We start from the raw sequence: 19622 nt of genomic DNA, 5'->3' as shown, positions 1-19622 counted from the left end.
AAAGGGGACATCAACGATGGAAGTTAATTTGGCGGCCACATTCCAAAATAGGGATAATTTAGAGCAAGCGGCTGAAGTACTTAAACTACAAGGTGTACTAGATATCAAATTCGATAATGGCGTAGTACCTAGTTCTGATCAACAAGCTGACAGCTTCATTCAATCCGTAGACAGCTTTGCTGCTGAGCCTTCCTTTGCACTCATGGTAAGTGTTGAGAAGTCACGCTATCGCCAAGCTGAGGATACGATTATCAAATACGGCGGACAACTCCATTAATACTTGCTTAGGATATCTGTAAGCTGCTTCAATTCCTTCTCACTTAAGTGCTTTTTAAGCGTGTCATTGACTTGCTTTAACTCCTCTGTGGTAATCCCATCTTCGAGCAAAACGGATAGATTCTGCACGTCACTTTGCGGCAGCTTGGCAACAACTAGAGAAAATATTTTCATCTTATCGTCGCTAGAGAGTGCTTCTTTCTTTTTGGCAAAATCCTCCGTCGACATGACGAGTTCCTTTTTCTGCTCGTTCGCTTCACTTCGCGCTCTTCCCATAACGGCTACGGCATCATCCTTGGCTCCTTGGGAAGCATCATCACCGTCATTAGAACTAACTCCACTTGTGGGAAGTTGATCGTTTGGACTAGGGCTAGATAGGCTTCCAGACGGGTTGAGACTAGGAACAGGCTTCGTAGGTGCAGGGCTTTCAGATGGGGCAGCTTGCTTCCCCCCGTCTCTACGCATAACTATATTCAGCTCCCCCGCCAATCTTGCAGCAAATTCGTTAAATTGAACCTTTTTACCCAAAGCTGGGATCTGATATTGTCGAAAAATATCCTCCACATACATGTTTACAACATACCATGTCGTAAACATCGAAATCGATGTAATCAGGACTGTTCCAATGACGATCTTACTTAACCATGCTATTATTTTCATACTCGCTATCACTCCTGGCGCAAAATCATGTTCCTCCCTCCCAGTATTGACGAAATCATCTCCATTAAATCCCTTTTTGATAAAAAAGAAATCCTCTAAGCTGTAAACAGCCTAGAGGATTTCTTAAGTTATTCAGGAAAAGCGAACATTTCGCCTTATTTGGTTATGATTAAGCGTAGATTGGACGAACTAGGTTCGTTTGCTCACGGTTACGACCTACGGAGAAGATCGCGATTGGAATACCTGTCAGTTGGGAAACACGCTCCACATAATGTCTGGCGTTCTCAGGCAGATCGCTCAACGTACGTGCGCCAGTTACATCTTCTGTCCAACCTGGAAGCTCTTCATATACAGCTTCACACTCGGAGATAGCTTTCAGGCTAGCTGGGTAGTGCTCAATTAACTCGCCGCGGTACATGTAGCCAGTGCAAATTTTCACCGTTTCAAGACCAGTCAGAACGTCAATGGAATTAAGGGACAAGCCTGTGATTCCGCTAACGCGTCTTGCGTGACGAACAACAACGCTGTCGAACCAACCAACACGACGTGGACGACCTGTTACTGTACCGTATTCAAAGCCTTTTTCACGAATCCAAGCACCGATTTCATTGTCCAGTTCTGTAGGGAACGGGCCATCGCCGACACGCGTCGTGTACGCTTTTGCCACACCGATGATGTTGTGGATCTTCGTTGGGCCTACACCAGAACCGATGCATACACCACCTGCGGTTGGGTTCGAGGAGGTAACATACGGATATGTACCTTGGTCGATATCCAACATAACGCCTTGTGCGCCTTCAAACAATACCCTGCGCCCTTGATCAATGTATTGGTTCAATACAACCGACGTATCCGTTACATATGGACGAATGACTTCAGCGTACTCGAGATATTCTTTGAGAATTGGTTCTACATCAAGACCCTGTGAACCGTAAACTTGCTCAATCACAACATTTTTCTCTGCAACGATGCGTCTAAGCTTAAATTCAAACTCTTCCGCGTCCATCAGATCAGCGATACGAATACCATTACGAGCTGCTTTATCCATATAACAAGGTCCGATCCCTTTGCGGGTCGTACCAATTTTGCTATCACCTTTACGATCTTCTTCCAGACCATCCATCAATAAATGATACGGCATAATGACATGCGCGCGGTCACTGATGTTAAGGTTCGTCGTCGTAAAACCATTATCATGAATGTAGTTAATTTCTTCAATGAGCGCAGCCGGGTTAATAACCATGCCATTCCCGATTACACAAGCTTTATCTTTGTAAAAAATACCTGAGGGAATCATCGTTAGCTTATATTTCTTCCCGCTAATAATGATCGTATGGCCTGCGTTGTTACCACCTTGATAACGAGCAACGACCTCAGCAGATTCCGCTAAGAAATCCGTGATTTTCCCTTTCCCTTCATCTCCCCATTGCGTACCGACAACAACAACCGTTGACATATGCACTTACCTCCGTACGGTGACGAATCACCCATAATGAGCCGTTATGGCTTTTAGTACCACAGAGAGAAGTTGGACTTCATTAAAGCGCTAAAGCGTCTAGCGTCCATCGTACTTTCCCTCTGGCGATGCAAATACCTCTATACACCGTTGCATACTTGGCGAACCGGTTCAGAGGGCTTACTCACCGCAAAGGAACATCCAGGTTTCTTCGGCAGTCATCTGCAGGAAGTGAACCTACCTTACGGCATGAAAAACGACCTTATCTCGAAGTTGCCTTGCGAAAAGCAGGCATTCGACCAAGGTTTTTTTCACCGTCTCTAGTGTAGCAGTCCCCCTGAGCAAAGTCAATTAAAAACGAACAATTACACAGGTGCCCGTATAATCGTTCGGATATTGCGCAAACTAATAGGTTAGCCCTCTGAAAATTAAAAAAAGCAGCCGTCAATACTGCGCGGCTGCTGCTTCTTGGTGACTTCGATCCATATTCACGAACTTATTAAATTGCTTCAAGAAAGCAAGCTCTACGGTTCCTACAGGACCGTTCCGCTGCTTAGCAATAATAATTTCGATAATATTCTTCTTCTCGGATTCCTTATCGTAGTAATCGTCCCGGTAGAGGAACGCTACGATGTCGGCATCTTGCTCGATGGAACCCGATTCCCTAAGGTCAGACATCATCGGACGCTTGTCTTGCCGCTGCTCTACACCCCGGCTCAGCTGCGAGAGCGCGATGACCGGAACGTTGAGCTCACGCGCAATTTGCTTCAGCGTACGGGAGATCTCAGAGACCTCCTGCTGACGGTTATCGCCTTTGCCGCGGCCGGCAATCAGCTGCAGGTAGTCGATGAGGATCATGCCGAGCCCCTTCTCCTGCTGCAGACGACGGCACTTCGCGCGGATGTCCGCGACCGTAATCGATGGTGAATCATCGATGTAGATGTTCGCTTCGGACAAAGCGCCAATCGCCATCGTCAGCTTCTCCCAGTCGTCGCCCTCGAGATACCCTGTCCGCATGCGGTTGGCATCGACGTTCGCTTCCGCGCAGATCATACGCTGTACGAGCTGCGCCGCGCCCATCTCCAGGGAGAAGATGGCGACGGTTTCCTTGGCCCGCACGCCAACGTTCTGCGCAACGTTCAGCGCGAACGCGGTCTTACCTACGGAAGGACGGGCGGCCAAGATAACAAGGTCCGAACGCTGGAAGCCGGACGTCATCTTGTCCAGGTCAATGAAGCCCGAAGGGATCCCCGTTGACCCTCCCTTATTCGAGTAAAGCTGCTCCACTTTCTCGAATACTTCCATGAGCACATCGCGAATAACCACGAATCCGCTTGAGCTGCGGCGCTGCGAGATCTCAAGGATCTTCGCCTCCGCCTCGCTGAGCATTGACCCTACATCGTCCTCATTGGCATAGCCATTGGAGACGATTTGGGTCGCCGTGCGGATAAGGCGGCGCAACATTGACTTCTCCTCGACGATAGCTGCGTAGTAGTCAATGTTTGCTGCTGTTGGCACCGCATTAGCCAACTCAGAAAGATACGTCACGCCGCCAATCTCTTCAAGCTGCTGCTTGTTCTGTAGGCGCGATGTGAGCGTGATCAGGTCGACGGGCTCCTGCTCTTCTGCGAGTTCTACGATCGACTCGAAGATGCGTTGATGTGTACCACGATAGAAGTCGTCGCTTGATATCCGCTCCATGGCGGTAATCAAGGCTTCGCCGTGAATCAAAATAGCACCGAGTACGGCTTGCTCGGCTTCTATATTTTGTGGGGGTACACGATCCATAAACATATTATCTCCGCTCATGCTGCTGTACCCGCCTTTCTTTTCGTTAGTTAGTTTAATAGGCTTGCATCACAAATGGATGAGAAACTCTTCAATCGCTTTCTATCATCCATGGTTCATCTTTTAGTCTTCTGCTTAAACTACTAATCTATCTTTCATTTCAAACTCAACGAACTAGTGACTGCGTCTACAGACCGTTATTCGTCCTATTTCAGCAACTTCATACGCTAGGAACCTTACCAATTCCTAAGTTTCCGCCGCATGATCGAACAGTTTGCTACTCCAAGTACTCTGGATATTGGGCTATTAGGTATCTAATTTGGTGCCTAGAAGTGGCACAACCAGCTAATCTATCATTTCAGGTTGCACTTTACGCTTTAAACTTCACTCTTTGATCTCTTAAACTCTCTTACGCTCTCTAAACTCTTAAATATCTCTACAGACATCTAATAAAATACCTCGAAGTAAACTACGAAAATTACCTCGTAGATTCACTAACCGCGGTATAACCTCACAATAGATAAGAGCCCCTCCAAGGGACTCTAACCTGCATCCATGTTCTTTCTCCGTAACGCATTTTTCTCTTGCTCTGTAACGCTGTTCTCTCTTACTCCGGAACGCCCGTCACTCCGCTTCTTACTTCTCTTCCGTCACGTGCACGTTCAAGCTAGCCGTTACTTCACTGTGCAGCTTCACAGCAACCTTCGTCACACCAAGTGTACGAATTGGATCTTCCAGCACGATTTTGCGCTTATCGATTACGATCTTGTACTGCTTCTCTAGAATCTCTGCGATTTGCTTGCTAGGGATGGCTCCGAATAGACGTCCACCTTCACCGGCTTTCGCCTTGATTTGAACGGTCATTTCACCAAGCTTCTCACCGAGTGCTTGAGCATCGGCTTTTTCTTGATCCTTGCGGCGCTGCTCGGCTTTTTTCTGATTATCCAGCACCTTAACGGTTCCTTGTGTAGCTGGAGCAGCAAGTCCCTGCGCGATTAGGAAATTCTGTGCGTAGCCCTCAGATACTTCTTTCACTTCGCCCTTCTTACCTTGGCCTTTTACGTCTTTTAGTAAAATGACTTTCATTCGAAAAGTCCCTCCTCTTCCTGCATTTCCTCAAGTACTTTCTTCAATCGATTCGTTGCTTCCTCTAAAGTGCCATCTATCTGCGTAGCTGCATTCGTTAAATGCCCGCCTCCGCCCAGACGCTCCATAACGATCTGAACGTTCATCTGTCCTAGCGATCTTGCGCTAATCCCGATCAATCCGTCCGGTCGTTCGGCGATGACAAAGGATGCCATAATATTCGTCATATTCAACAATGTATCAGCTACTTGCGCAATCATCAACTGAGAATATTTGCGATTTGGCTCAGCAACTGCCAATGCGATATGCTCGTAAATCGTTTCTGTAAGTTTTATGACCTCTGCTCTCTCGATATACGAATCGAGATCTTCCTTCAGCAATCGCTGGATTAAAGAGGAATCAGCACCATTTCGGCGCAAATAGGATGCCGCTTCGAAGGTTCTTGCTCCTGTACGGAGGCTGAAACTCTTCGTATCCACCACGATCCCAGCCAGCAGCATCGTTGCTTCCAACACTTCCATGGTTAGCTTCTCATTGATATATTGAAGCAGCTCCGTCACAAGCTCACACGTTGAAGAAGCATACGGCTCCATATAAACCAGTATCGCATCATGGATGAACTCCTCACTACGGCGATGGTGATCGACCACCACGACCCTGTGTGTCTGCTGCAGCAGCTTAGGTTCGGCTACCATGGACGCCTTATGTGTGTCCAAAACAACCGCCAGCGAGCGCTGTGTCGTAATCTGCATCGCCTGTTCCGGCGTAATGAACCAACGATGCAGCCGCTCATCGGCAGCAATCGTCTCCATCACCTTCTGAATCGAAGGATTGACGCCCTCCAGTACAATGTAGCCTTCCTTCCCGACAACCTGTACAGCCTTCAAGACACCAATCGCTGCGCCAACGGAGTCCATATCAGGGAACCGATGACCCATGATGATCACTTTATCGCTATCCTTCATTAGATCACGCAAAGCGTGAGAAATGACTCTAGCTCGAACCCGCGTACGCTTCTCAACCGCATTCGTTCTTCCGCCATAAAAGGAAAGTCGCTGCCCGACTTTGACCGTTACCTGATCGCCGCCGCGGCCGAGTGACATATCTAGTCCCATCTGTGCCATTTGACCAAGTTCCATGAGCTGCTCAGCTCCTGAGGCGATCCCAATACTAAGCGTCAAAGGAAGCTTATTTTCAATCGTCAAGTCCCGCACTTCATCCAGGATCTCAAAACGCGTTTGTTCCAGTTGGCGCAAAGCCTTCTGATCCATCAGAATAAGGAAACGATCCGACGACGTCCGGCGCAAATAGATCTGATACTTCTGAGCCCATTCGGTAATCTCACCAGTCACCTTAGCCAGCATAATACTGCGGGTCTGATCATCGAGACCTTGCGTCGACTCCTCTAGATTATCCATCATTACGATGCCGATCGCTGTTTTCTCATCTTCATACTTCTTCGCCAAAATCGCTTGCTCCGTTATTTCACGGAAATAAAGCAGCCGCTCCTCAGGCCGAATCCATACTTGATAAATAAACTTTCCAATGGACAGCTCCAGCTTGTCACTTTTGTCGTTTTTGTCCTTTTTGCTTTTCAGATCTGGGAAGAACTCAAATAGCGACTCGCCAATGACCGAATCCTTCTCAAGCATTTTTGCTACAAAAGGGTTGTGCCATTCGATGCGCTTCTCTTCATTATATAAAATAATGCCGATGGGAAGGCCACTCATGACTTCATTGCCCGCTTTTTTTACCCGATGTGTAATCGTTCCGACGTACGTATTTAATTCTCTACGAAAAGCAGTCTCCGCTTGCAGCGTAAAGTAAGCTAATACACCACAGATCAGGAAGGCTGTAAGGCCCAGCCACCATTTGAACATATAAATAATGGCTGTCAAAATGATGAGTAGGACGAAAATCCACACGATATGTTGACCGTGCCACCGCTTCAAAAGGAACTTCGGCATTCGAACTAGCTCCTAATCCTATTTATTTTTCTTGAACCGTTCTCGGATTGGAAACGCAACATCAAATACCCCTAATAAGCTGTATACGATAAATAAAGGAGGCATGAAGCAAACTAATACAATCGCCACGATTGGTAATATAGGTTTCCACTTGTTTGCATGGGCAACAAAGAATAGAAAGCAAATCGCCTGAATAGCAAAGGCTAGCATAAGCATCGGCATCGCATTCATTAGTAGCGTAGAAATCAACGAAATTGAAGCCGGATTAGTAAATAAATCTAAAACAAATACGACTAGATAGATCCAGACAAGCGATTTCTGCAGCATCCACTCCCTCATCGGGCGTAATCCTGGAATCCCTTCTCCAGTTTTGTTGAGCAGCCAGCGGCTAATGCCGTGGGACACAAACGTGTAGAATAGGGCTATGAAAATTAAATATAAAGGAATCACTTGCACGATGAAATTAACATACCAATCCTGATCTTTCGGCAAAATATCGCGAATTCCTGGAGGCATAGTCGCTATACTTTCCATCATGAATTGCTTGAACTTCGCAACCGGATCAAATCCGAGCGCGTACCCGATAACGAGACTCACCAGTGACTCTGCCAGAATCGTGATAATTCCTGCCGTTAATACTGATCTTGCCGCGGCTTTACGTTTATATAAGTTACCCATGACCAGAACAGGCGGTAAGAAGAATAAAGAAACCGACATGAGGAATATCCCTTGCCATTGGGTAAGTATATAAACAACGAGCAAGCTGAGCACATAGCTAATGACGAAACGCCTTGTACTTGATTTTACATATAACATTAGAACTGGAATCATGAGAAAACTAAATGTGAAAATAATAAAAGGCGTCATTAAAGATAGCAATGAGACAATCGTCACTGCGCTCCATATGATGCTTTGCCAACTTTGTTTCCCCAACCGGGCTCACCTCTTACGTAAATGTTCTTCTAACGATGAAATGTCGCCGTACCAGTCCTCAAGTTGATGGCCCTCTTGGCGGTGCTTCTTCATTTTCTCTACAATAGCTTCGTCTAAACTGTGAAAGGAAATGCCTAGTCTTCTGCCTAGGATGTAACCGCTCGAAATTAAGCTGGCTAATCCATCTACAATTTTCACATGGCTGCCTTCCCATATGCCTTTGAGCAGATGAGCCACATGATCTACGACTTCTGTCTTGAGCCATTCAATGACTTTGGCCCGTCTGGCTAGGTCAACATCCTTTTCCCTATTCAGCAACCGTCATCTCTCCTCATTAGCAATGACTATTGTGTCAATTATACCACAAATAGGCACAAGAAAAGAAAGCCTCTACAGAGCTGTTCGATCTCCCTGCGTTGATGGTGTTGAAATCACTAGAAATTCGACAGCTTCGAAGGATTCGTTACGAATTTGGTGCGGAATACCGGCCAAGATCGTACAACCTTCCTGGGACTTCAGAGTGATGATCGTACCATCGATCCACATCTTAGCTTCTCCACTTAAAATAAAGAAAAACTGCTTCGCCTTTTGATGCACATGCTTGACTTCACTTGCGCCAACCGGCATTCGCTCTTGGATAATTGTCCTATCCGCATCCCGCTCTAGGTACCAGCCGTCGCAAGCATCGCCCCATATGTAGTGTTCAGCCTGCTCTTTGTGGATTTTCACGATTGGTTTCTCCCTTCGTCGTTTGCTTCTTGACATACAAAAAAAGACAGCCGTTAGATACAGCTGCCTTCTTGGTTTAACCCTATTCCGTTGTGTAAGGCAACAATGCGATTGTACGGGAGCGCTTGATAGCGATCGTCAATGCACGTTGGTACTTAGCGGAAGTACCAGTTACACGTCTAGGAAGAATCTTCCCGCGCTCACTGATGAACTTTTTAAGAGTTTCAATATCTTTATAGTCAATGTGCTTGATTTTGTTTACTGTGAAGTAACAAACCTTACGACGTTTACCTTTACCGCCTTTACCACGAGGAGCAAATTTGCGGTCGCCGCGATCTTCACTGTTGTTATCTCTTTTTTGGAAAGCCATTAGTTTGTTCAGTCCTTTCTACTTTAGAATGGCAAGTCATCATCGGAAATATCGATCGGTTTTCCGTCATCAATGAAAGGATCCTGCTGTTCGCGCGATCCACCGCCACGATTGCCACTGCCGCTTCCGCCGCCGTAGCTTGCGTTTGCGTTAGATGATCCGCCTTCTTCGCGATTACCGCCGCTGTTGCTAGATTCAAGGAAACGTACATTATCGGCAATAACTTCGGTCACATAAACGCGCTTGCCCTCATTGTTGTCGTAATTCCGTACCTGAATACGTCCTTCCACTGCTGTTAAACGACCTTTACGCAAATAGTTCGCACATGTTTCGGCAAGCTGCCTCCACGTGACGATATTGATAAAGTCCGCTTCCCGTTCTTTCGACTGAGAGTTCGTGAAAGGGCGGTCTACTGCAAGTGTAAATTGTGTAACAGCTACGCCAGCTGGCGTATATCGAAGTTCTGGATCTTTGGTCAATCGACCGATAAGAATAACACGGTTCAACATGGAACAACCCTCCTGACGAAAATACTGGCATGCATTTAAGCTACGTCGTTTACGATTAAGTGACGAATAACTTCGTCCGAAATCTTAAGTACGCGATCAAGTTCAGTTACAACAGCAGGTTCTGCGTTGAAGTGTACCAGCACATAGTGCCCGTCACGGAACTTCTTGATCTCATACGCAAGACGGCGTTTGCCCATCAGGTCATGTTTGGAGATTTCTCCCCCACCGTTCGTGATGATGCCTTGGAACTTTTCTACCGTAGATTGAACAACTTCTTGTTCAACGTCTGTACGAATGATGTACATCAGTTCATATTTGCGCATGTATTTCACCTCCTTTTGGACTAAGCGGCTCCTCTTTAAAGCTTGTCAGACAAGCGAAGGAGCAAGGAGCGAGGATTCTTATTCAAAACTCGCACCTGAATACTATAGCAAATCGAGCGACAGATTACAAGTTTTTCTCTAATAAACTGCGAAGGAGGAAGCTGGTAACGGGATTCATACATGCTTCCCCTCCAAAGGGGTAATCTAAAGACGATTGTTATTCTTAAGAAGAGGTGATCATCGTGGGTGAATGGACAGAATTCAATGCTGGCGATCATGTTCCTAACGACGGCGAGTATATGGAAATAGGCGAAAATGCTTTTCACATGGGCATCAACAATCCCAAAACCGTTACGTTGAAAAAAGGTGACACTTTCCCGGAAAATAGTAACCACAATCGAAAATGGCATCGAAAAAAGATAACGCTAAAATAAGTTCCCATGACTAGGAGAATGAGCTATGAGAACTACCACGTTTACCTGGCTGTTCACCTTTCTAGGTGCTGCCTTGTGCTTGGTTCATTATTTATTTCATGATCACGATGCCTTTTATATGCTGTTCTACGCGCTCAGTGTACCAGCATGGTTTGCATCAACATTTACGAACATCTATGAAATTTCCATGTTTCGAATGCTCATCATTTATGCGTTAACGATTGCCTCATGGGCCCTTGTTGGGTATATCATTGACCGTTTCTCTGTCAGCTATAGACGTCGGAATAGGAACTATTAGGATTAAAATGAATAGCTGGCCCTTATGTAGTTAAGCTACTTAAGGGCCAGCTATTTTCAATTGAATGATCAAACCATAAACCTGTACCCTGATCCCCAAACTGTTCCTATATACTGGGGTTTAGATGGGATCTCCTCAATTTTCTCTCTGATTCTGGCAATATGAACCGTTACGGTAGAGGTGTCGCTCATCGCATCCATCCCCCAGATTCTCTCAAAAAGTTCTTCTTTGCCAAATACCCGATTGGCATGCTGCAAAAGAAACGCAAGCAGGTCAAATTCCTTTTGCGCCAAAATAACTTCATTCCCGTTCACAAAAACTCTCCTGGCATCCTTTTGAACCTCAAGGCCTCTGACCTGAATCCTGCTTCCCTCATTCCCATTTCCAAACCGCTCTTTCATACGCTCAAATTTTTTTAGATGGGCACCAACCCGTGCTACCAGCTCACCCGAGCTGAACGGCTTTGTAATATAATCGTCCGCGCCGAGTCCTAAACCATTAATCTTATAGATTTCCTCTGCTCTAGCTGATACCAGAAGCACAGGAATATCATCCTGCTCACGCACTTTTCTCAAAACTTCAAACCCGTCCATATCCGGCAGCATGATATCTAATATAATGAGCTCGAATTCTTCCTCCTTTAGAGCTCTCAAACCCGCTGATCCGTTGTTCACCATCTTAACCGAATAACCGCTCAACTCAAGGTAATCCTTTTGCAAATTGGCGATGCTTTGGTCGTCCTCAACAATCAGAATTTTCTTCATCATAACCTCCAAACTTGCTAGAACTTCTTCAGAGAAATCATTATCCGAGTCCCCTCTCCTACGACACTCTTAGCCCATATATTCCCTTCGTGCCCTTCTACAATTTGCTTTGCGATAGCTAGACCTAGTCCGCTGCCGCTTTTTCTTGAAGGGTCTACCTGATAAAATCGTTCAAATATATAGGGGAGCTTATTCTCGGGTATTCCTTTACCATTGTCCTTTATTTCTATAATAGCAGACGTTCGTGTTTCCCTGAGTATAATGGCAATCTTTCCATCTATTTCTCCTGCATACATCACAGCATTATCAAGAATGTTCTGAATGACCCTCTTTAATCTTTCACGATCGATTAATACTTTGACAGGCTCCTTTAATTCGTTTATTAACTCTAAGGAAATATTAGCTTTTTCACACTCATATTTATGATCCGCTGCGCAATCCTCAAAATAGCTCACCAAATCGCTTTTCTCAAAATGATAAGGAAGCTGGTTCAAATCAAGCTTGGAATATAAAAGAAGATCATCGATCATAGCGTTCACCAAAATAGCTTTGGATCGTGCAGTTTCCAGGTACTCCTCAAGTTTCTCAGGCGTCTTGGCTACCCCATCTATAATCCCTTCAATATAACCTTTAATCGAAGTAACAGGCGTCTTTAAGTCATGAGAAATGCTTGAAACTAAAAACTTCCTGTTATCATCATATTTTTGCTGCACATAGACAGACTCCTTCAGCTTGATCCGCATTAACTCCAAGGTTCTGCCTAATTCCCGAATTTCGCCTTCGCCCTCTTCGGAAATCTCGCAGCTTAAATCCCCTTCCCTGATTTTAATAGCAGCGTCCTTTAACCTGGAAATCGGTAAAATAATTCCGCGTGAGAACTTATAAGAAATCCAAAAATTCATTAGCAAAAAAACAACGGTGAAAAAGCTGACTGTAAAAACGCCAAGCAGCACATAAAAGCCTGTTTTCACCTTGATTGGCGCAAGCAGCAGCAAAATGCCCCTATCGCCAGAAGGAAGTTTGTAATCCGCTCGGGTAAACATATAAGTTTTGCCATCAAGCTCTATCTCATCCAGACTAGCTGAATCGTCAGACAGCATTAGGCTTTTATCGATATCGAACTTATTAAAATTTTGTGTAGCGTACAAAACTTCTTTATTTATTAAAATGATCGCACTGGCATCCAAAGCGTTAACTCGATCAGAGAGCATTTGTTGATAGTTATGATCCAAGAGCTGCTCGAACTTAAAGGTCAGTGCTTCTCTTTTGATTTCGTTGATCGCTGCCCTAACTTCGAAGACTTTTTGAAACTCCTTCATACCGGCTTCGCGGCCAAAAACTTTCGTATAAGCAGCAACAAAAATAATGACAGCCAGGAACGTCAAACCAATGGAGACCAGTACAGCCAGCGTATTCATCGTGAAAAAACGTTTGGTTAAATGCATGTATATTCCTTTCTATATATCCTTCCTGTCAAACAAGTAATACCCCGTAGTAAATAACATGATACCACAGCCTGACATGATTAAGATCTGTCGGAATATTTTAAACACATTAATCGATTCAGAAATCCAGAGGGTGTACCAATCAAACATCGACGTAATAAAAAAACTCGAATAGGATGAGAACACAATACCCATAAAATTAAAACCGATAAACACCAGAATAGAGAGAAAAAATACAGCTAGTCCCCCCTGGATCACATTGGACAACAGGACGACGATAAGTGCAAACACAAATACGGGAAGAAAGGTTAAGCCATATGATAAAATCACCTTTACGATGCCCATGTAGCTGGCAGAGGCCGGATTAAATATAAATCCAACAAGCAAAGAAAGAAGCATAACAAACAAAAGGTTCCCAATAATAAATAATGCCAAATTTAAAACCTTCGCACTAAATATACCAAATCTGGAGACCGGCCTTAAGAGCGTTATTTTCATCGTATTCGACGAGGATTCACCGTTAAACATATCGATCGCTACAAAAATGGCAAACAGCGGTAAAAGCGTATAAGTGATAAACGTTAGCACCACTATGGGAAATTCCACACTCCCAACAACCCTTAATCCAAGGCCATGCTTAATCGTCGTTACGGCAATTTGCCCGATCACCACGGCAAGAATGGACAAAATCACGGCTGCAAGCATTTTTTTCTTTTTCAGCAGCTTCACGGATTCATTTATAAATGCAGCTTTAAACCCTGCCATTCCTGTCCACCTCACTTACAAAATAATTTTCAAGCGAAGAATAGTAAGAAAGAATATTCTGAGTATATTCGACGTTGACAAGCTTGCCTCCGTAAATAATTCCGATTCTTGTGCACGTTAATTCCACATCGTGAATCAAGTGGCTGGAAATAAAGAAAGTCGTGCCTTCCTGGGAAAGCTGTTTGATCAATTTCCTCATTTCCAGCATCCCCTCGACATCAAGTCCGTTTAAAGGCTCGTCCAAAATTAAAAGTTTTGGTTTGGACAGAATCGCAGCCGCTATCCCCAGCCTTTGTTTCATCCCGAGTGAAAATTTCTGTGATTTTTCATTTTTAAATTTCAACATGCCTGTGATTTCAAGACATTCATCGATTCTTCGCTGATCAATCTGCGGGTAAAACCTGGCGAACAATTTCAGGTTTTCATTTGCTGTTAAATATGGATACGATTCCGCTGTTTCGATCATACAGCCTACATGCTTCATGGCATTGACGTAATCTTCTAAAATGCTGGCGCCGAAAATCTTTACATCGCCACGGTCGGGTTTCGTGAGCCCGGTCATCATCTTCATGGCTGTTGTCTTCCCTGCGCCATTTGGTCCTAGAAAACCGAATATATCGCCTTGATCTACTTCTAAGTTTAACTCGCTTATTCCACGGCCATTCTTAAATGACTTGGTTAAGTCGTTTATTTCAATCGCCTTGACTGTCAATTCATCATCTCCCCAAAAAATGTTCAGGAAGCCGCATTTGCAGCCTCCTGAACCCCATTTCTATTCAAATATGCGTCTAAATTCTCCATCGTAATATGGTTTCGAGCTAGATTTGTACGAGTTTTTATCCATGACCTGTATACCCATTTCAAAATAAACCTTGCCGGCAGAGTTCGGATGAATCATTCCATTTTTTTGTTCACCCTTCGCATCTGTGTAAGTAAAAGTTGTAGATGATACTGGATTGTAGGCAAAGTCAAATGCATCCTTGTTTGGATACTCGCTCTCAAAACCAGGATAAACAGTTTCTGAATACTTTCCTGTCACTTTATCGCCTTCTACGCTTGTGATTTCAACCGTTCTCTCGCCAATCTTCACAAACTTGCCGTCTTTGTCCATAATAATATCATTTTTATATGTTCCCACATATTTGCTGCTGAATCCGCCCGAATAACTGACCTTCTCAACGTTCGCGCCTGTTAGGTCAGGCATGGCAATCTTCGTATTGCCAATCTCAGAAAGCTTCACAATGACATTTAGGTTTAAGTCATGCTGAACACCATTTTTATCTTTTCCCGATAGGGTAATATCACCCGTCACATTTTCCAGATAGCCTGCTTTATTTTCAACGGCCGTACCCACAACCTTTTTCACAAAAATGTCGCTCTCTATTCCCGGTAAATCCATCTCATCGTTAAGCATCTGCTTGATACCAAAGGAGGAGACAGCATTTACGACGGCTGGCACCTGTGCCTCGGACAAGCTGCCCGCATATACTTTTCCGCCGTCATTCCCTTCCTCTACTTGCACATAATCTTTCAGAGAGCCAACCACAGCGTCAACAATCTTTTCGATCTCCGCTGCTCCCTTCTCTTTAAACGGGTTGTCGAACTGAGCTGGTCCTTTCCTGTTCACATTAGCCGGATATTCCGTTACGTAATAGGTATCCTCCATGCCGCTTTTCCTAACTGAAAGCTTATTGTCGGAATACGAATAATTGGAGGTGGTTTCGCCATTTGCTTCTTTAGTCACCGTATTTTCTTCAGACGTTTGTTTTGCCGTATCCATTTTCTTGATCGTGGAAGCTTGAAGCAAGGTTTGATTATTATCCTTCAACGTATACAACGCCTCGACCGTATAGTTGTTCAAATCCTTTTCCATGAGTGCAGCCGTGTTTTTTGCTGAATCTTTCAGCCGGTCATATCCAGATCCAAGCAGTGTATCGGCAAAAGCAGTAGATACGAATAGACAGGCTCCAATCGTAAATGAAAGTACAGTAATTCCTTTTTTGCTAAGTTTCATCTTGGTTCTCCTTTAATACGATTTAGGGGAAACGTTTCCTTACTATTTATTTTAATATAGGCTTATTGAATCCATCTAAATGAATTATTAACAAAGTATTAACTCTGTTTCGATGATACTTCTGCTCTTCCCGTTCTGTTCGCTCTATCTTATAATTTACTATATCTACCATTCCTTTGATGAGGTGAAATTTTTTGAACGAAAATAAAGATAGACAGCGTGAAGTAGCATCTTCTGATCTAAACCCTCCGCCCCAATCTACACCCTCTTTTAGCCGTAGAAAACTGCTCGCTTCAATTGGCGGCGCAGGTTTAGCTTTTTTAGCAGGAGACATCTTCACAAATAGCTCAACTGCTCAAGCAGCATCTCCTTCCACACTTATTTACAATGTCAAAGATTTCGGAGCCCGCGGCAACCGACGCTATGATGAAGACGATGCTCCTTACATCCAAAGCGCTATCGACACGGCCGCTCTATCAGGTGGCATAGTCTACATTCCGCCAGGCATGTACTTCCTCAAGATACCTTTACGCGTAAGCACGAACGTTACCATAATGGGGGCCGGCAGCAGCAGTATCCTTCGGTCATCCACCCATAAATTTGGACTCCTTAACTTATCTGCCGTTCAACATGTACATATCCAGGGGTTGTCTTTTCAAGGAATTGGTTCCTTCGGAAACGCCTCAGTGCCACGAATTGAATGTGGAATTGCGCTCGACCAAGCTACCGACATTACCATCACAGACTGCACCTTTTCAATGGTCGATAATGGCGTAAAATCCGTTGATTCTAACCGAGTTGTTGTAGAGAACTGTACCTTCGATAACATCATCGGAACGCTGGATTACGATACCCAAGGTTATGGCATCTGGTGCAGTAATGGTAAAAATCATCATTTTGTACAAAATCAATTCAACATGCTGTTTCAACCATGTATCACTTTGACCAATGGCTCCAGTCGTTCTGTCATCGCGAGAAATCGCATGCAGAAATGCTACCAATCTGGAGTTGACCTTTTATCCGGTCCCAAAGAAGAACCGTGTCAGTTTAATACCGTTTCCGACAACATCATTGAGAGTTTCAAAAATTCAAGCGGAAATAAAGGTTATACCTATGGCATCCGCCTCAAGGGTCACTGCGTCTCCAATATGATTACTGCTAATACTTTATATGATATCGATGATATTGGTATTCAGTTAGTGGGGCAAGCGGACATTCAACAAAAACGCCCTCATCGCAATATCATATCCAATAACCAGCTCCAAACTATAGGTAATAACGGTATTGTCCTCATTAACGCTTATGATAATCAGATTCGTCAGAATTCTATTCGTAGTTGTAAAACAGACGGCATTTTACTCGTTGCCGAAGGCAAAGACAGCGGTTCGTACTCGGATAACAATCAGTTAATAGGTAATAGCCTAAACAGCTGTACCAAAGCACCGATCCGAATCTCGGATGCCAATTGCCGAGAAACTATTCTCTTTGGCAATGTGGGTTCAGGCAATGGTGAGAAAATTTTTAATAAAGGCACAAATACAACCACTTCTGCCCTTTAAGAAAGAAGGCCACACAACCCAGTTGGGTGTGCGGCCTTTTTGCTGTCGCTATTTCTGATAAACTCGTTTCTCCGATATCTTACCATCTGCGAAGAAAACGAGCTGCACGTAATAACCAGGTTGATTGGATATCTCGAAATCATACGTTTTCTTTCCATTCTCTTCTTTAACCAGCTTACCTTTGGATCCTGTCAGCTTCACCATATCATCGTAGGTGCCTGTCATACTTATTTTATCAGCCTGTTCCTTCGTTATCTTAGGAAGCGGCTCATCCTTCGTCACATTGTCGCCAGCCTTCGGTGTCGCAGTAGCCGCTGTTCCACCCGTCGTTGGGCTGCTTATCCCGCCAGGCGTCGCAGTAGCCGCTGGAGAAGGCTGTTCAGTCACGCCAGCAGTAGGACTTGCTGTGCCCCCCTCATCCTTCTTGGCGCACCCTGTGATGACCACAGCTAGCACCAGAAGCATCATTAACCAAATTCTCAAAACGATCTACCTCCTTCATTTTACCTATGCCTAGATATGGAGTTATTTTGCTTCCTTTTCTTGCCTTTTATTCCCTATCTGCAAAGCAAAAGAGCCCCCTACGTCTTCATAGACGTAAAAGGCTCTTAATTTGTTTCAATATGTTGGTTCCACTAAAGTACGGAAAGAGTGGGAGTCGAACCCACGCACGCCTCGCGACGCCTAACTGATTTCGAGTCAGCCCCCTTGGACCACTTGGGTACCTTTCCATGAAAAGCGAGAACAGGACTTATTGTATCAAAAAAGTCAGGCTCTCGCAAGTGTTTTTCCTGAATCCGTTAGGAGGACTCTTCTTGTATCTCTGTATTCGATCGAAGAACTTTTTTTAGCTTACTTTCGAACTTCGTTCTCGGCACTAACACACTGTGTTTACAGCCTACACATTTGATCCGAATATCCATGCCCATCCGAATGATTTCCATTTCATTGGTGCCACACGGATGGGGCTTTTTCATTTGCACAATATCGCCAAGTTGATACTGCTTCTTCTCCATTCGTCTGCCACCGCCTTTTCCGAATTTATGGATATGATCGATCTTCTTGGGTTATAGCACTTCTATTTGTGTGATATTGAGTTGCTTTTTAATCTCGATATTCAAAAGTCTCGTGACATTAAATTGTCTAGTCGGCTTGCACTCCGCGATAATGCGAATCTTCAAATCCGTTGTCCCAACCATCTGAACACCAAGCACCTCAGGTTCTTTCACAATATCATCGGTAAGCAGTTGAACTTGTTTCACCGTTTCCTTGAGAATTTCCGTAGCCTTATCAATATCCAAATGAAGAGGAATCGTCACATCAACTACGGCAAGTGAATTGTAAGTGGAAAAATTGGTGACTTGTTTGATATTCCCATTTGGAATAATATGCACTTCACCGGTCCAGCTCTTAATCCGGGTCACTCTAATCCCGATTTCTTCCACTGTACCTTTGAATGAATCAATCTGAATGACATCCCCCACCCCGAATTGATCCTCAAATATGATGAAGAACCCTGTTATTACATCCTTCACCAAACTCTGTGCCCCGAAACCAATCGCTAGCCCGAGTACACCTGCACCAGCTAGTAAAGGACCTATATTCAACCCTACTTGCCCTAGTATAAGCATAATGCATATGAGATTGATCGTGTACGCTATTAGATTATGTATGAGGCTCCCTATTGTGTTCGTTCTTCTTCTATCAAATTTCAATGGCGACTTATCTCTTGCTGAAATCATATGAGCAATTGTTTTATCAGCTATTTTTATGCAAATTTTAGCTACAAAATAGATTAATATAATCTTGACAACAATCCAAAATATCGAAGCTATCATTTCCGGTTTACTTATATGTTCCTGTATCCATTGACCTAAATCTGCAAAAAACTTAGTTACAAAGGCCATGTGAAGCCCCCCTTAATTTCATTCCATCGTAACATATTTATCCTCATTTTTAAAATAGATGCCTCTTATTTCCACATTTTCAGAATGAATAATGTCTCTTACTTGTTCTAAATTCTCTCCTGGAAATTCGATAGACAGTGCGCAGCCCGCGGTGATTTCTTTCGGAGTTGGTCTTATGTCAATCTCGATATCTGCATACTCTAGCAGCATTTCTGCCCTCAATGCTTGTTGAGTAGAATCGAACGCTAGCAACATGATTGAAAGTTTCAGGGAAAGTCCCCCTCTTCTACGTATAAATGTCCCTATCTCTCCATATACTAGTAAAAAAAGTAGTAACAT

24 protein-coding genes and 1 tRNA gene are annotated in these 19622 nt (G+C 44.2%); 4 read left to right on the top strand and 21 right to left on the bottom strand.

Translation table 11 applies throughout. The features are described 5' to 3' along the window. Positions 1–16 precede the first annotated feature (16 nt). The gene (locus tag QFZ80_RS34050; RefSeq protein WP_307550958.1) at positions 17–277 is read left to right on the top strand and encodes a hypothetical protein; all 261 of its coding nucleotides are present in this window, start codon (positions 17–19) and stop codon (positions 275–277) included. Here QFZ80_RS34050 and QFZ80_RS34045 read toward each other — a convergent pair. The 11 genes from QFZ80_RS34045 to rpsF form a co-directional block, all read right to left on the bottom strand. Continuing rightward, complete coding sequence (locus tag QFZ80_RS34045; RefSeq protein ID WP_307550960.1) at positions 274–936, bottom strand: hypothetical protein; 663 nt, start codon at positions 934–936, stop codon at positions 274–276. The two genes, QFZ80_RS34050 and QFZ80_RS34045, sit on opposite strands and share 4 nt — an antisense overlap. 169 nt (positions 937–1105) lie before the next feature. Continuing rightward, positions 1106–2392 (bottom strand): adenylosuccinate synthase, encoded by a 1287-nt coding sequence (locus QFZ80_RS34040; protein ID WP_307563113.1) that lies wholly within the window; start codon positions 2390–2392, stop codon positions 1106–1108. Between the two features lie 444 nt (positions 2393–2836). Continuing rightward, a complete protein-coding gene (gene dnaB, locus QFZ80_RS34035; protein ID WP_307436910.1) occupies positions 2837–4201 on the bottom strand; it encodes a replicative DNA helicase in 1365 nt (454 codons plus the stop codon). A gap of 615 nt (positions 4202–4816) precedes the next feature. Beyond that, the gene (rplI, locus tag QFZ80_RS34030; RefSeq protein WP_056838752.1) at positions 4817–5266 is read right to left on the bottom strand and encodes a 50S ribosomal protein L9; all 450 of its coding nucleotides are present in this window, start codon (positions 5264–5266) and stop codon (positions 4817–4819) included. Further along, positions 5263–7233 (bottom strand): DHH family phosphoesterase, encoded by a 1971-nt coding sequence (locus QFZ80_RS34025; RefSeq protein ID WP_307550965.1) that lies wholly within the window; start codon positions 7231–7233, stop codon positions 5263–5265. Before QFZ80_RS34025 ends, rplI begins: the two co-directional genes overlap by 4 nt. 18 nt (positions 7234–7251) lie before the next feature. Continuing rightward, positions 7252–8166 carry a DUF2232 domain-containing protein gene (locus tag QFZ80_RS34020; protein ID WP_307550967.1) on the bottom strand — a complete coding sequence of 305 codons (915 nt, stop codon included), beginning with the start codon at positions 8164–8166 and terminating at the stop codon, positions 7252–7254. 6 nt (positions 8167–8172) lie between these two features. Beyond that, entirely contained in the window at positions 8173–8484 is a 312-nt protein-coding gene (locus QFZ80_RS34015) for a MazG-like family protein (RefSeq protein WP_029196137.1), read from the bottom strand. 72 nt (positions 8485–8556) lie between these two features. Next, the gene (locus QFZ80_RS34010; protein ID WP_307563111.1) at positions 8557–8895 is read right to left on the bottom strand and encodes a cupin domain-containing protein; all 339 of its coding nucleotides are present in this window, start codon (positions 8893–8895) and stop codon (positions 8557–8559) included. 82 nt (positions 8896–8977) lie between these two features. Next, positions 8978–9265 carry a 30S ribosomal protein S18 gene (gene rpsR, locus QFZ80_RS34005; RefSeq protein ID WP_029196139.1) on the bottom strand — a complete coding sequence of 96 codons (288 nt, stop codon included), beginning with the start codon at positions 9263–9265 and terminating at the stop codon, positions 8978–8980. Positions 9266–9288: 23 nt separating this feature from the next. Continuing rightward, a complete protein-coding gene (ssb, locus tag QFZ80_RS34000) occupies positions 9289–9774 on the bottom strand; it encodes a single-stranded DNA-binding protein (RefSeq protein ID WP_029196140.1) in 486 nt (161 codons plus the stop codon). 35 nt (positions 9775–9809) lie between these two features. Then, positions 9810–10097 carry a 30S ribosomal protein S6 gene (rpsF, locus tag QFZ80_RS33995; protein WP_028557223.1) on the bottom strand — a complete coding sequence of 96 codons (288 nt, stop codon included), beginning with the start codon at positions 10095–10097 and terminating at the stop codon, positions 9810–9812. A 242-nt stretch (positions 10098–10339) separates the two neighbouring features. On the opposite strand from rpsF, the gene QFZ80_RS33990 reads away from it, so the two are divergent. After that, a complete protein-coding gene (locus QFZ80_RS33990) occupies positions 10340–10531 on the top strand; it encodes a YjzC family protein (protein WP_307550969.1) in 192 nt (63 codons plus the stop codon). Positions 10532–10556: 25 nt separating this feature from the next. Then, positions 10557–10829, top strand: coding sequence for a hypothetical protein (locus QFZ80_RS33985; protein ID WP_307550970.1), 273 nt, complete (start codon positions 10557–10559; stop codon positions 10827–10829). A 68-nt stretch (positions 10830–10897) separates the two neighbouring features. On the opposite strand, the gene QFZ80_RS33980 is transcribed toward QFZ80_RS33985, so the two are convergent. Genes QFZ80_RS33980 through QFZ80_RS33960 form a run of 5 tightly spaced genes read right to left on the bottom strand, consistent with a single transcriptional unit; the run spans position 10898 to position 15817 of the window. Next, the gene (locus tag QFZ80_RS33980; RefSeq protein ID WP_307564304.1) at positions 10898–11593 is read right to left on the bottom strand and encodes a response regulator transcription factor; all 696 of its coding nucleotides are present in this window, start codon (positions 11591–11593) and stop codon (positions 10898–10900) included. Positions 11594–11610: 17 nt separating this feature from the next. Next, a complete protein-coding gene (locus tag QFZ80_RS33975; protein WP_307563108.1) occupies positions 11611–13038 on the bottom strand; it encodes a sensor histidine kinase in 1428 nt (475 codons plus the stop codon). Between the two features lie 12 nt (positions 13039–13050). Continuing rightward, positions 13051–13803: an ABC transporter permease subunit gene (locus tag QFZ80_RS33970; RefSeq protein ID WP_307550973.1), complete on the bottom strand. Its 753-nt coding sequence runs from the start codon at positions 13801–13803 to the stop codon at positions 13051–13053. Beyond that, entirely contained in the window at positions 13790–14515 is a 726-nt protein-coding gene (locus QFZ80_RS33965; RefSeq protein ID WP_307550974.1) for an ABC transporter ATP-binding protein, read from the bottom strand. Before QFZ80_RS33965 ends, QFZ80_RS33970 begins: the two co-directional genes overlap by 14 nt. A gap of 60 nt (positions 14516–14575) precedes the next feature. Beyond that, positions 14576–15817, bottom strand: a complete 1242-nt coding sequence (locus tag QFZ80_RS33960) for a hypothetical protein (protein WP_307550976.1) — start codon at positions 15815–15817, stop codon at positions 14576–14578. A gap of 194 nt (positions 15818–16011) precedes the next feature. Between QFZ80_RS33960 and QFZ80_RS33955 the strand changes: the two genes are divergently transcribed. Then, entirely contained in the window at positions 16012–17376 is a 1365-nt protein-coding gene (locus QFZ80_RS33955; RefSeq protein WP_307563106.1) for a right-handed parallel beta-helix repeat-containing protein, read from the top strand. Between the two features lie 48 nt (positions 17377–17424). On the opposite strand, the gene QFZ80_RS33950 is transcribed toward QFZ80_RS33955, so the two are convergent. The 5 genes from QFZ80_RS33950 to QFZ80_RS33930 form a co-directional block, all read right to left on the bottom strand. After that, entirely contained in the window at positions 17425–17859 is a 435-nt protein-coding gene (locus QFZ80_RS33950; RefSeq protein ID WP_307550980.1) for a hypothetical protein, read from the bottom strand. A 160-nt stretch (positions 17860–18019) separates the two neighbouring features. Then, positions 18020–18107, bottom strand: a tRNA-Ser gene (locus tag QFZ80_RS33945). Between the two features lie 69 nt (positions 18108–18176). After that, on the bottom strand, positions 18177–18392 hold the full coding sequence (locus QFZ80_RS33940; protein ID WP_029196148.1) for a DUF951 domain-containing protein: 216 nt from the start codon (positions 18390–18392) through the stop codon (positions 18177–18179). Positions 18393–18443: 51 nt separating this feature from the next. Continuing rightward, positions 18444–19283: a mechanosensitive ion channel family protein gene (locus tag QFZ80_RS33935; protein WP_307550983.1), complete on the bottom strand. Its 840-nt coding sequence runs from the start codon at positions 19281–19283 to the stop codon at positions 18444–18446. A gap of 18 nt (positions 19284–19301) precedes the next feature. Then, positions 19302–19538: a putative Se/S carrier protein gene (locus QFZ80_RS33930; protein WP_082615209.1), complete on the bottom strand. Its 237-nt coding sequence runs from the start codon at positions 19536–19538 to the stop codon at positions 19302–19304. Between the last annotated feature and the right edge of the window lie 84 nt (positions 19539–19622).

Origin of the sequence: Paenibacillus sp. V4I7, from assembly GCF_030817275.1 — a bacterium.
Lineage (GTDB): Bacteria > Bacillota > Bacilli > Paenibacillales > NBRC-103111 > Paenibacillus_E.
This window is presented reverse-complemented; position numbering and strand designations above follow the sequence as displayed.